General features: G+C 58.0%; 11 protein-coding genes and 1 pseudogene. 2 read left to right on the top strand and 10 right to left on the bottom strand.

The genetic code is table 11. The features are described 5' to 3' along the window. Window positions 1-28 precede the first annotated feature (28 nt). Complete coding sequence (locus CES87_RS15340; protein WP_170948722.1) at window positions 29-187, top strand: DUF3309 family protein; 159 nt, start codon at window positions 29-31, stop codon at window positions 185-187. A 60-nt stretch (window positions 188-247) separates the two neighbouring features. On the opposite strand, the gene CES87_RS15335 is transcribed toward CES87_RS15340, so the two are convergent. The 10 genes and pseudogenes from CES87_RS15335 to CES87_RS15285 form a co-directional block, all read right to left on the bottom strand. Beyond that, window positions 248-2,347: an LTA synthase family protein gene (locus tag CES87_RS15335; RefSeq protein WP_128606774.1), complete on the bottom strand. Its 2,100-nt coding sequence runs from the start codon at window positions 2,345-2,347 to the stop codon at window positions 248-250. A gap of 387 nt (window positions 2,348-2,734) precedes the next feature. Next, window positions 2,735-3,340, bottom strand: a complete 606-nt coding sequence (locus CES87_RS15325; protein WP_128606772.1) for an START domain-containing protein — start codon at window positions 3,338-3,340, stop codon at window positions 2,735-2,737. Window positions 3,341-3,380: 40 nt separating this feature from the next. Then, the gene (locus CES87_RS15320; protein WP_128606771.1) at window positions 3,381-3,635 is read right to left on the bottom strand and encodes a YkgJ family cysteine cluster protein; all 255 of its coding nucleotides are present in this window, start codon (window positions 3,633-3,635) and stop codon (window positions 3,381-3,383) included. A gap of 163 nt (window positions 3,636-3,798) precedes the next feature. Beyond that, window positions 3,799-4,266 carry a translation initiation factor 2 gene (locus tag CES87_RS15315; protein WP_128606770.1) on the bottom strand — a complete coding sequence of 156 codons (468 nt, stop codon included), beginning with the start codon at window positions 4,264-4,266 and terminating at the stop codon, window positions 3,799-3,801. Between the two features lie 99 nt (window positions 4,267-4,365). Beyond that, complete coding sequence (locus CES87_RS15310; protein ID WP_128606769.1) at window positions 4,366-5,805, bottom strand: PLP-dependent aminotransferase family protein; 1,440 nt, start codon at window positions 5,803-5,805, stop codon at window positions 4,366-4,368. Window positions 5,806-6,142: 337 nt separating this feature from the next. Further along, window positions 6,143-6,955 (bottom strand): OmpA family protein, encoded by an 813-nt coding sequence (locus CES87_RS15305; protein WP_128606768.1) that lies wholly within the window; start codon window positions 6,953-6,955, stop codon window positions 6,143-6,145. Continuing rightward, a pseudogene (locus CES87_RS15300) lies at window positions 6,952-7,307 on the bottom strand (DUF4398 domain-containing protein). Before CES87_RS15300 ends, CES87_RS15305 begins: the two are co-directional and overlap by 4 nt. Further along, window positions 7,307-8,140: an ABC transporter substrate-binding protein gene (locus CES87_RS15295; RefSeq protein WP_128606767.1), complete on the bottom strand. Its 834-nt coding sequence runs from the start codon at window positions 8,138-8,140 to the stop codon at window positions 7,307-7,309. The pseudogene CES87_RS15300 and the gene CES87_RS15295 overlap by 1 nt, the downstream one beginning before the upstream one ends. Window positions 8,141-8,301: 161 nt before the next feature. Beyond that, window positions 8,302-9,231, bottom strand: a complete 930-nt coding sequence (locus CES87_RS15290; protein WP_128606766.1) for an electron transfer flavoprotein subunit alpha/FixB family protein — start codon at window positions 9,229-9,231, stop codon at window positions 8,302-8,304. 2 nt (window positions 9,232-9,233) lie between these two features. Next, a complete protein-coding gene (locus tag CES87_RS15285; RefSeq protein WP_128606765.1) occupies window positions 9,234-9,983 on the bottom strand; it encodes an electron transfer flavoprotein subunit beta/FixA family protein in 750 nt (249 codons plus the stop codon). A 546-nt stretch (window positions 9,984-10,529) separates the two neighbouring features. Between CES87_RS15285 and CES87_RS15280 the strand changes: the two genes are divergently transcribed. Then, on the top strand, window positions 10,530-12,194 hold the full coding sequence (locus CES87_RS15280) for an electron transfer flavoprotein-ubiquinone oxidoreductase (RefSeq protein ID WP_128606764.1): 1,665 nt from the start codon (window positions 10,530-10,532) through the stop codon (window positions 12,192-12,194). Window positions 12,195-12,243: the final 49 nt, after the last annotated feature.

Genomic DNA, 12,243 nt, shown 5'->3' with positions numbered 1-12,243 from the left:
GTCATTCCTGAATTCTTACAGCAAGGAAATAGACATGGGCACAATTCTACTCATCATTCTGATCCTGTTACTGATCGGTGGTCTGCCGGTCTTCCCGCACTCCAGAAGTTGGGGGTATGGCCCGTCCGGTATCATCGGTGTGGTGTTGGTGGTGATACTGATCCTGTTGTTACTCGGCAAGATATGAAGATCTGACCGGCAAAAAAAAGAGGCCCTTTTGAAGGGCCTCTTTTTATTACGTTGCTACTTAGTCCGGCTTGCCGTCGACGACACCGGCGGTGTTATCGAGCAGGCTCTTGGTCGCCGTTTGCAGGAACGCTTCCAGCTTCGTTTTCATCTCGGCGGTGCGAGGTGCATCCGGTATCACTTCGGCGTGCGGATTGGCGCCCAGTTCATACCGGTACATCTTCGGCACCATGTCCTTGTCCTTCGGCAGCACCAGAATCTCGTCAGCGGTCACGATGGCAGTAGTCTGCTCGCTCCCCGATGGCTTGATCACGCCAAAACCGGTATCGCCCTCAGGCAGATTGAGCAGGTCGCGACCCCAGCACTGATGGCGCACTTCCCCGCCGATACGGCCCATGATGGTCGGCACGATGTCGATTTGAGTGCCGACAGTGTGGTCAAGCTTGCCGAATTTTTCCTGGATGCCCGGTGCGATCATCAGCATCGGCACGTTGAAACGCCCCAGGTCCATTTCGGTGATCTGACGCTCGTTGCCGAAACCGTGGTCGCCGACGATGACAAACAGGGTTTCCTTGAAGTACGGCTCCTTGCGGGCCTGTTCGAAGAACTGACCCAGCGACCAGTCCGCGTAACGCATGGCGGTCAAATGTTCGTTCAGGCTGCCACGATCGGTCACGCGCTCGACCGGCAATGGCGTCGGCAAGGCGTAAGGCGTGTGGTTGGACAGCGTTTGCAGCAAGGCATAGAACGGTTTCTTGTCCTTGCCGTCGCGGGCTTTCAGCTCTTCTAGTCCACGGGTGAACATGTCCTGGTCGGACACACCCCAGGTCGGGTCGGAGAACACCGGATTGACGAAGTCGTTACGCCCGATGAAGTTGGTCATGCCCTGGTTGCTGAAGAAGCCCGACTGATTGTCCCAAGCGAAGTCGCCGTTGTAGACGTACACGTCGTCGTACTTACGGGCGCTGAGCAACTGCGGCAGGCCGGACAGTTTGTGACTGCCTTCCGGTGTCTGCATCAGGTATTCGAAACCCGGCAGGTTCGGGAAGCACGCCATGGTGGCGAACATGCCCTGGTGCGTATGGGTTCCATTGGAGAAGAAGCGGTCGAACAGCAGGCCTTCCTTCGCCAATTTGTCCATGTAAGGGGTGATGTTACCCGGCGCGCCCAGTGCGCCCACCGAGTGACCGGCCATGCTCTCCATCAGGATCACGACAACGTTCTTGATTGGCAGGGTCTTGTCGGCCGGTGGCGTGTAATCGCGACGCACCGCTGCGGTCTCGGCATCCACCAGTTTGTCGTCCGGCATCACCAACATGTCGCGTACGGTCTGCTGCGCCATCGCTTGCGGCAACGTGGCTTTCCAGATGTTGTCGCGATCTTCGGACATCCGGCTCTTGGCCGCCGCCGCCAGGGACAGCGTGCCGTTGAGGCCCAGTTGGTTGGCGAAGTTGGACTCGGTGGTATAGGCGTCACCCCAACGCATTGGCGGGCCCTGACGCAGGGTGCCACGGGCCGCGACCACGCAGATCATCAGGCAAACCACGAATACCGCGGCACGCACGTACCAAGGAGCAACCTGGCGTGTGCTGATGCTACCGCCGCTGAAGGGACCACGGGGACGGGTGGCACGGTCAGCGCCCTTGAACGCCAGGCTGAGGATCCAGGTGCCTACGGCCCAGGCCAGCAGGTAGCGAACCACCGGAAAACCGTACCAGAGCATGCTCATCACGGTTTTCGGGTCTTCCTTCACATACTGGAAGACCAGGCCGTTCAGGCGCTGGTGGAATTCACGGTAGAAGTCCATCTCCATCAAGCCCAGGAACAGCGCGATGCTGGAGGCCACCGTCAGCCACAGGCGGAAAAATCCGCGCGCCGCCATGACACGGGCACTGAACAGCGCCAGCAGCAATGGAACACTGAGGTACACCACCAGACGCAGGTCGAAACGCAGGCCGTTGGCGAACGCCTCGACAAAGGTCGAGGCCGGTGTATTGAGGATCATTTCGCGGTTGTAGACCAGCAGTGCGAGGCGCAGCGCGGAAAACATCACCATCATGACCAGAGCGCACAGCAGCGTGTAGGCCAGATGCGATTTGACGGTCGGTTGCAGCAGGCGACTCGAGGCTCGCTGCTGATTCAGGGCGTCCGGGATTGCCATGTCGTTTTAGGACCCATTGGAAGTTGAAGTTTCAAAAAAACAGCTGCGCCCTGCCCTCTATCGGCCATTACTTGGCCCCGGGGTTTGCGCGGTGCGCAAATGGTGCACGATCAACCGCGGCATTGCCATTGATTACTGCCCGGTCATGCCGGCGCGCGCGAATTGTCTTGGAGGCTTTGTGAAATTATGTGCAACGTATATCTGGAAACACAATAAAGGCTGCAACTTGGTTGGGAATGCCGCAAGGGACGCTCCGCGTTCCACTGGCGACGCAAGGCTTGAGTCCTGCGCAATGTGACGCGGAGCGTCACGGGATGCATTCCCACGCAGAGCGTGGGAACGATCAACCATGCCCCTTCAACCATGCCCTTGAGAGGGCGAAGGGGATTATTTTTCAGCCCGAGCCTTGAGGTTTTTCAAGGTATCGAACGGTGCATCGACCACGAACTTGTTGGCAACCATCGACGGTACGCTGCCACCCGGCTCGGTGTGTACCTGATAGGTCACTTCAACCTGATCACCCTTGGGAACGAACTTCCAGAAGCCATCGACCTTGGCGACCCGCACAAAGCCTTTTTCTTCCGGCAGGTACTTGGGCACGCCTTCGAGCTTGCGGGTCAGGCTGCCGTCGGCGCCTTCGATGGTAGTGACATGCAGCACCGAATCACGCGGGGTGACCGGCCATGGGGTATTGAATTGAGTGTAAGTCCAACTCTGATCGCCTTCGTGCTTGAGCAACTTCTGGGTCTTGCATTCGTGAATCCAGGAGCAGGCGCCAGGCACGTCTTCCTGCAACGCACGTAGTTTGGCAATAGTGGTTTTCATCAAAGTGACGCCCTGATAGGCCTTGTAATCGGAACCGGCCACTTCACTCAGGGATACTTTGATGCCGTCTTCATTTTTGGCGACTTTCCAGTCTTCGGCCTGAGCGACCGAAGTGGCCAATACAGCCGACAACCCACACAGCACAGCCATACGATGCAGCGAACCCATAGTCTTATTCCTTATTGTTGAAGTTCCGTTCGTTGACACATCACGCGGCGGTCATTTGCTCCCACCAGCCAATTAACCTGATGGCCTCTTCACTGGTGCTGCCGCACACCTCGACATCCGCCTCGAACGCCGAACACACCGCCGGCCGCTCCGGTTTGCCAAAAATGTTGCACAGGTTCTCGGCAGACAATTGCAGGCAACGTTCCCCGGCAGCTTTGCCGTTGGGCATACCGGGAATCGGTGAACTGATGGACGGGGCAATGCAACAGGCGCCACAGCCTTCACGGCATTTCATGACGACGAGCTCCTCGCGACGGGCGATGTGTTAAAGGACGAGGCACAGAGTAACCGCTAAAACAGTTGTTTTAAATTACCTGACCCGGGTTTTTCCCGGAAAGGGGCGTGACCGACCAGTCTGCGACAAAGCGTCTGACAAGCGGGTCACGGATGGGAAGGAATTAGCGCTTGAATTCGAATTCCAGTGCTGCACCTTCGACTTCACGGCGCTCTTCGTTGCGCAGTTGCAACTTCATTTCATTGCTGATCAGGCGTCCGTTGAGCTGGAACTGGCTGCTTTTGTCACCGAACATTTGCGGCAAGACTGTTTCGTGCCTAGGCAATGGCACGGTACCGATCGGCTTGAGCTCCTCGACCATGTCCTTGGGCAGGCTCAGATCCAGATTGGGTGAAGGGAGTTGGGTTTTCACCACCTCACTGGCCGGTTTCGACTTGGAGGCCATCGGTGGGCGTTTTTTTTCCGCAGCGGCTTTCTTTTTAACCGGTGCCGTTTTTTTTGCGGGAGTCAGGTTTTTCGAAGGAGTGCTTGCGGCCGGCTTGTCCTGAACGGAAGCAGCCAAAACGGATACCGGCTGAGCGCTGACTAACAGGCAGATCAACAACCAGGCGGCAGGAAAAATCGGTTTCATGGACCCAACGGCGCAAATCGCGCAAACGACAGAGGGGCGATATGCTCGCTCGTTGCAGGCGACATGACAAGCACGGGCAGAAATAACCTGCCCGCCCCGTCACAGGCTGATGGCCATTTCCTGGCAAAGCTGGGTGGCGAGCATGCCCAAGGTCATCAATGCGCGTTCGGCTTCTCGGTTCCAGGGGATCCCGCAGTTCAGCCGGATGCAATGATTGAACTGCTCGGTGTTACTGAAAATCAGCCCCGGCGCAATACTGATGCCCTGTTGCAACGCTCGCACGTGCAATTCCTGGGTATTGACCCTTCCTGGCAAACTCACCCACAAAATGAAGCCGCCGGTTGGGCGCGTCATTTGCGTGCCTTCAGGGAAATACTGCTGTACCGCCAACTGGAAGGCGCTGAGGTTCTTTCGGTATTCCTGACGGATGTAACGCAAATGTCGGTCGTAACCGCCATTCTCCAGATAAGCGGCAATGCCCATTTGTGTGACGCTACAAGCGGAATGAGTACTGAAAGTCTGCAAACGCTGGATTTCCTGCTGGAACTTGCCAGCAATCATCCAGCCGATACGCACACCTGGCGACAGGGTTTTGGAGAAACTGGAGCAATAGATCACCCGGTCCAGTCGATCATAGGCCTTGAGCGCTTTGGTGCGCCCCTGCTCGAACATCAGCTCGCCGTAGATATCGTCCTCGACAATCTGGATGTCGAAGTCCGACGCCAGGCGCAGCAGTTGTTTCTGCCGCTCTTCGGGCATGGTGCCGCCCAATGGATTGCTCAGACGCGTGGTCAGCACCAGTGCCTTGATCGACCATTGATTGGCCGCAAGCTGCAGGGCTTCGAGACTCATGCCGGTGGCAGGATCGCTAGGGATCTCGATGACCTTGAGTCCCAACAGATCGGCCAGTTGCAGCAAACCGTAATAGGTCGGCGACTCGGCAGCGATCAGATCGCCCGGCCGGGTCAGCACCCGCAAGGACATCTGCAGGGCATCGACACAACCGTGGGTGATCACCACTTCCGAAGGATCGACCACCACGCCGGCATCGCGCATGCGGATTGCCACTTGTCGGCGCAGCGGCTCGAAACCGGGGCTGAACATGTAGCTGAACGCACGGGGGCTGTGGAAACGGGTGACTTTGGCCAATTGCTGATGCAGGGCCCGTACCGGCAGATAGTCAACACTCGGCACCGCTGCGCCCAAAGGGAACACACCTTCGCGGCGAGATTCGACCAGTACCTGTTGAATGATGCTGCTTCGGGTGACCAGGCCCGGGCGCTCGACCCGGGCGATGTCCGGCGTCGGCGCAGTAAGGGCCGGCGTCTGGTGCACGTAGTAACCCGACTGCGGCCGGGCACGGATCAACCCCTGATCTTCGAGGTTGGCATAGGCCTGTAACACCGTGGCATGGCTGACATTGAGCTGCGAACTCATCTTGCGCACCGAAGGCACGCGCTCCCCCGGTTGATAGACACCACGGCGGATGTCTTCGGCCAGTTGCTGAGCAATACGTTGGTAGAGCAAGAGGTTGGTCATGACGCAGCACTCGATTTCACAGGCATTTTATTCTTGTCGGAAACGATACCGGAACAGTTTAGAAGTGTACTGGGACAGTTACCACAATAGTCGACCATACAGTGCAGTGTCAGCAAAATCTGTACTGCTTTTACTGAAAATTGCGGGGCATTTGGGAGGCGCAAAAAAACCCGGCGCTGACTGGCAGGCCGGGTTGCAGGAGCTGCGTAGGAGCGAGGCTTGCCCGCGAAGAGTCCATCACTTTCAACAGAAATGTCGACTGCCAGAACGCATTCGCGGGCAAGCCTCGCTCCTACGCAGCTAATGCAGGATCTTCAGAGTCACCCTGATGCAGAGTTTAACGAGCGGCGCCTAGCTGGCCTTTTTCGTCGGAGAACACAATTTCCACCCGACGATTCTGCGCGCGCCCCCGCTCGGAAGCGTTGGCGTCCACCGGGTACTCGTCGCCGTACCCTTCGACCTGAATGCGCTTGTCGTCGATGCCCAGGTCCATCAGCACGTCCGCTACCGATTGCGCACGGTCACGGGACAGCTTGAGGTTTTCCTGCTTGCCGCCGGTACTGTCGGCATAGCCTTCGATACGCACTACACGCTTGGGGTTGAGCTGCAGGAACTGCACGATCTTCAATACCACGCGGTTGGCCGAGTTTTTCAGCTCCGCTTCACCGGTGTCGAACAGAACATCGCCCAAGGTCATCACCAGACCGCGGTCGGTCTGCGTGGTGGCCAGCGCCACAATCTGCTCTTCGAGCCATTTGCCCTGCTGCTGCACGCTGAGCAGCTTGGATTCGCGCAAGGCCAGTTGCAGGCGCTGGCGTTCCAGTTCGAGCTTCGCGGTGCGCTCTTCGTTTAGCACCTGATTGGTGTGCTCCCGAGCGATTTCGCTGTAGCGCTGGCTCAGGTAGGCGTAATGCGCTACATCCGAACCGCTGCCCCAGTAGCTGGACAAACGATCGGCGCGGGCCAGGGACTCACCGGCGCGAATCACGTCCTTGGGCGCGATTCGCAACACGTTGGAGTCTTCCTTGACCTTCTGGAAGTCGGCACCGGCCTGCTGCAACGCCACTTCACTATGCTGACCGGCACAGCCGTAAAGGCTCGCGCAACCTGCCAGGATCAAACCGCCGATAACCTTGGACCCGAGTCTCATTGGGCATCTCCCAATTGCTTGCGCAGGCGGGCGATGCGGGTATTGAGCACGCTCAACTGCTCCTCACTCTTGAGTGTCAGGACCCGGGCCTCAGCCAGACGCGCGTCCAGTTCGGCCTGCTCGGATCGCATGCGCGCGTTCTTGAAGGATTGATCGGCCATGCTGCCCTTGGCGCGATTGTATTTTCTTCGGCCAGTTTCATTTCCGGCACTTCATCGGCAGTGGCGCCAACGGCCTTGGCTTGTTCGAGAGCCTGTGCGGTCAGGCGCATTTGTTCATTCGGCGCCGGATCGGCTGCACAACCCGCCAGAGCCAGAATGGCCAGGGCAGCGAAAAGAGGTCGAATACTCACTAAAAATCCCTACTGTTTTGGGTACTGACAGGATGTTTCTGCTGCGTATCCCAACGCTCGATATTGCGTTGCAGCACAGCCTCCGTCAGTCCGGACGCGGGCAATTCTGTCATCTTTTTGGCCAACTGTCCGCGCAACCACGGATCGTTGCAGGCCGAGTTATGGGAAACCGCCAGATACAGTCCCGGCTTGTCGACTGGTTGCCCGCGCACGATCAGGTCATTGGCCATGCCCAGCGTCTGCGCCATCGCCATGCCCGAGTAACGGCCGGCCAGGACATATTCCACCTCACCCAAAAGCAATTTCTGAAAGGCCTGGGTCAGATTGGACGTACGGGTCAGGGTCAAGTGCTGCTCGGCGAAAGTGCCGAATGCCGAGGTCAACCGAGACTTTTCCGACACGGCGCCGGAATGACCGTGCAGGTCCTGCACGTCGTTGTAGACCAGTGGCGAATCCTTGCGGGTCCAGACCAGGTAATCGTTCTCCAGCAACGGCGGATGAATGTAGTCCAGGAAATCAAACTCACTGACCGTCAACGATGCATCGGCCAGCATGTCCATGCGGCCACTGCGTACTTCGTCCAGGGCCTGAAAGCGTTTGCCGGCGTAAAGCAGTTCGACCTTGATGCCCAACTCCCCTGCCACTTGCTGTAGCAAGTCGGCACTGGCGCCGATCAGATGTTTGGGGTTCTGCGGGTCTTGCCACAGGTACGGTGGCGCATCTGGGCTACCGGTGACAATCAGGCGTTCGCACTTGCCCGCAGCATTGGAAAATCCCGGCAGCAACGCCAACCCCACCAGCATTGACCAGCCACACACGCGGCGCAGATCCATGGCAATACACTCCACTCAAACCCGGTTAGATCCCCCCTGTAGGAGCCGGCTTGCTGGCGATGGCGTCCTCGAGATCGCCATCGCCAGCAAGCCGGCTCCTACAGAAAGACAAAAAAAAGCCCGACCAAATGGTCGGGCTCTTTATAAGTTAAGCAGCTGGATTAGACCAGCTTCTCGAACTCAGGGATGGCTTCGAACAGGTCCGCCACCAGGCCGTAATCGGCCACCTGGAAGATCGGCGCTTCTTCGTCCTTGTTGATCGCAACGATCACCTTGGAGTCTTTCATGCCGGCCAGGTGCTGGATCGCGCCGGAGATACCGACGGCGATGTACAACTGTGGAGCAACGATCTTGCCGGTCTGACCGACCTGCATGTCGTTGGGTACGAAACCTGCGTCGACCGCGGCGCGGGAAGCGCCGACAGCAGCGCCCAGCTTGTCGGCCAGGGCGTACAGGTGTTTGAAGTTGTCACCGTTCTGCATGCCGCGACCGCCCGAAACGACGATCTTGGCAGCGGTCAGTTCCGGACGATCGGACTTGGCCAGTTCTTCGCCGACGAAGCTGGAGATCCCGGCGTCGTGAGCAGCAGCAACGGCTTCAACGGAAGCGGAACCACCTTCAGCTGCAACCGGGTCGAAACCGGTGGCACGCACGGTGATCACTTTGACCGCAGCGTTCGACTGAACGGTAGCGATGGCGTTACCGGCGTAGATCGGACGCTTGAAGGTGTCGGCACTTTCTACCGAGATGATCTCGGAGATCTGGTCAACGTCCAGCGCAGCGGCAACGCGCGGCAGGATGTTTTTGCCGTTGGAAGTAGCGGCAGCCAGGATGTGGCTGTAGCCCTTGCCAAGCTCAGCTACCAGTGGCGCAACGTTTTCCGGCAGTTGGTGAGCGTAAGCGGCGTTGTCGGCCACCAGCACTTTAGCCACGCCAGCGATTTTCGCAGCGGCTTCAGCCACGGCGCCAACGCCCTGGCCTGCAACCAGAACGTGGATGTCACCACCGATTTTGGCGGCGGCAGCAATGGTGTTCAGGGTGGCCGGAGCCACTACCTTGTTGTCGTGTTCGGCGATTACCAAGATAGTCATGATCAGATTACCTTCGCTTCGTTTTTCAGTTTCTCGACCAGTTCAGCCACCGACTTGACCTTGATACCCGCGCTGCGTGCAGCAGGCGCTTCGACTTTCACGGTCTTGTTGGTGGAGGCGGTGGAAACGCCCAAAGCGTCCGGAGTCAGCACTTCGAGAGGCTTCTTCTTGGCTTTCATGATGTTTGGCAGGGACGCGTAGCGCGGCTCGTTCAAACGCAGGTCGGTGGTGACGATGGCCGGCAGTTTCAGGGAAACTGTCTGTGCGCCGCCGTCGACTTCGCGAGTCACGGCAACGCTGTCGCCGCTGATTTCGACTTTGGAGGCGAACGTACCCTGACCGTAGCCGCTCAATGCAGCGAGCATCTGGCCAGTCTGGTTGTTGTCGCTGTCGATGGCTTGTTTGCCAAGGATCACCAGCTGAGGCTGTTCCTTGTCGACAACAGCTTTCAACAGCTTGGCAACGGCCAGGGAAGTCAGATCTTCGGCGGATTCGACGAGGATGGCTCGGTCGGCACCCAGAGCCAGCGCAGTGCGCAGTTGCTCTTGAGCGGTAGTCGGGCCCACGGAGACGACGACGATTTCAGTCGCAACGCCTTTCTCTTTCAGGCGTACGGCTTCTTCCACTGCGATTTCGCAGAATGGGTTCATCGACATCTTGACGTTGGCGAGGTCGACGCCGGAATTGTCCGCCTTGACGCGAACCTTGACGTTGTAATCCACAACACGTTTGACAGCTACAAGAACCTTCATGGATTCCTCGTTACTCTCCGGTGAAAAGAAAGTCGCCTAGGCGAACCTGGCGGTTGATGCTCATCGGGCGCAAGGGCACCTCTAAAAACGCCGGCATACGTGTCAAGTGACGATCGCTCACGATGCTCTTGACCGTTCGTCAGTGGTGACTAACAAGTCATTCGATATCGCGGCGTGTAAACTGCGCAGCTAACCTGAACGGCGCATCACCTTGTACTGCCATCGCCTGTCTTTAGAGGTGCTCTTGAAACCACCAGCTAGCCTACGGCGAGCGCAAAACCGCCCGTATCTTGACCGGAACACCTATTCCGGTCAATACGGAAAAATAGCCGTTCATAACCCTCGTGACTTTGATTTCTCTGGCCTGGAGCCAATTCAAACAAACGTTTGTATTGGACCCTGAGAGTGGTGTAGATATAATGCGCCACCCAAAGAGAAAGGTGGCTGATCGATTGTCCTCTCCCGACGTTGCGCCGGGATTCATGGATGCGACACCAAACCTTAAAAATTAGAAAAAACTGTTGAGCCTTGAGTAGGAGATAGCCTGTGGAACGCGAATACATGGAATTCGACGTGGTCATCGTCGGTGCCGGCCCCGCTGGCCTGTCCGCCGCCTGCCGATTGAAGCAGAAGGCCGCCGAAGCCGGTAAGGAAATCAGCGTCTGCGTGGTTGAAAAAGGCTCTGAAGTCGGTGCTCACATCCTGTCCGGTGCCGTGTTCGAGCCACGGGCCCTGAACGAATTGTTCCCGGACTGGAAAGAACTCGGCGCGCCGCTGAACACGCCGGTCACGCGCGATGACATTTTCGTTCTCAAGAACGCTGAAAGCGCGCAAAAAATTCCAGACTTCTTTGTGCCCAAGACCATGCACAACGAAGGCAACTACATTATCTCCCTGGGCAATCTGTGCCGATGGCTGGCTCAGCAGGCCGAGAATCTGGGCGTGGAAATCTACCCGGGCTTCGCCGCTCAGGAAGCACTGTTCGACGAAAACGGCGTGGTTCGCGGAATCATCACCGGCGATCTGGGCGTTGACCGCGAAGGCCATCCGAAAGAAGGCCTGTACACCCCGGGAATGGAGCTGCGTGGCAAGTACACGCTGTTCGCCGAAGGTTGCCGCGGCCACATCGGCAAGCAACTGATCAAGCGTTTCAACCTCGACAACGATTCCGACGTCCAGCACTACGGCATCGGACTGAAGGAAATCTGGGAAGTCGATCCGGCCAAGCATCAACCAGGCCTGGTGGTCCACACCGCCGGTTGGCCGATGGACATCATGGGCACCGAGAATACCGGTGGCTCGTTCCTCTACCACCTCGAAAACAATCAGGTGGTGGTCGGTCTCATCGTCGACCTGTCTTACAGCAACACTTTCCTGTCGCCGTTCGACGAGTTCCAGCGCCTCAAGCATCACCCGGTACTCAAACAGTACCTGGAAGGCGGCAAGCGCATCAGCTACGGTGCCCGCGCCATCTCCAAGGGCGGCCTGAACTCGCTGCCGAAAATGGTCTTCAAGGGCGGCGCGCTGATCGGTTGCGACCTTGGCACCCTGAACTTCGCCAAGATCAAAGGCAGCCACACTGCGATGAAATCCGGCATGCTCGCCGCTGACGCCGTGGCCGATCGCCTGTTCGCCGAGTCCGAAGGCGGCGACGAACTCACCGCTTACGTCGACAGCTTCAAGAACAGCTGGCTGTACGAAGAACTGTTCGCCAGCCGCAACTTCGGCCCGGCGATCCACAAGTACGGCGCCATCGTCGGCGGCGGTTTCAACTGGCTGGACCAGAACATCTTCGGCGGCAAACTGCCGTTCACCCTGCACGACACCAAGCCGGATTACGCTTGCCTGAAACTGGCGGCCGACTGCAAGAAAATCGACTACCCGAAACCGGATGGCAAAATCAGCTTCGACAAATTGAGCTCGGTGTTCATCTCGGGTACCAACCACGAAGAAGAGCAGCCGTGCCACCTGAAGCTGACCGATCCAAGCATCCCGATCAGCAAGAACCTGCCACTGTACGACGAACCGGCCCAGCGCTACTGCCCGGCCGGCGTGTATGAAGTGGTAACCAAGGAAGACGGCGAGAAGCGCTTCCAGATCAACGCCCAGAACTGTGTTCACTGCAAGACCTGCGACATCAAGGACCCTGCACAGAACATCACCTGGGTGACACCGGAAGGTGCTGGCGGCCCGACTTACCCGAACATGTAAGCCGAACGTCTGAACAACAAATGCCCCGACTTGTCGGGGCATTTGCGTT

This window comes from Pseudomonas sp. ERMR1:02, from assembly GCF_002277815.1.
Lineage (GTDB): Bacteria > Pseudomonadota > Gammaproteobacteria > Pseudomonadales > Pseudomonadaceae > Aquipseudomonas.
The sequence above is the reverse complement of the archived record's forward strand: the minus strand, read 5'-3'. Positions and strand labels throughout refer to the sequence as shown.

Excerpts from the sequence above, each read along its gene's own strand:
- CES87_RS15290 (WP_128606766.1), bottom strand. The coding sequence starts at position 9,231 with ATGACTATCTTGGTAATCGCCGAACACGACAACAAGGTAGTGGCTCCG.
- CES87_RS15285 (WP_128606765.1), bottom strand. The coding sequence starts at position 9,983 with ATGAAGGTTCTTGTAGCTGTCAAACGTGTTGTGGATTACAACGTCAAG.
- CES87_RS15295 (WP_128606767.1), bottom strand. The coding sequence starts at position 8,140 with ATGGATCTGCGCCGCGTGTGTGGCTGGTCAATGCTGGTGGGGTTGGCG.
- CES87_RS15305 (WP_128606768.1), bottom strand. The coding sequence starts at position 6,955 with ATGAGACTCGGGTCCAAGGTTATCGGCGGTTTGATCCTGGCAGGTTGC.
- CES87_RS15325 (WP_128606772.1), bottom strand. The coding sequence starts at position 3,340 with ATGGGTTCGCTGCATCGTATGGCTGTGCTGTGTGGGTTGTCGGCTGTA.
- CES87_RS15315 (WP_128606770.1), bottom strand. The coding sequence starts at position 4,266 with ATGAAACCGATTTTTCCTGCCGCCTGGTTGTTGATCTGCCTGTTAGTC.
- CES87_RS15320 (WP_128606771.1), bottom strand. The coding sequence starts at position 3,635 with ATGAAATGCCGTGAAGGCTGTGGCGCCTGTTGCATTGCCCCGTCCATC.
- CES87_RS15335 (WP_128606774.1), bottom strand. The coding sequence starts at position 2,347 with ATGGCAATCCCGGACGCCCTGAATCAGCAGCGAGCCTCGAGTCGCCTG.
- CES87_RS15310 (WP_128606769.1), bottom strand. The coding sequence starts at position 5,805 with ATGACCAACCTCTTGCTCTACCAACGTATTGCTCAGCAACTGGCCGAA.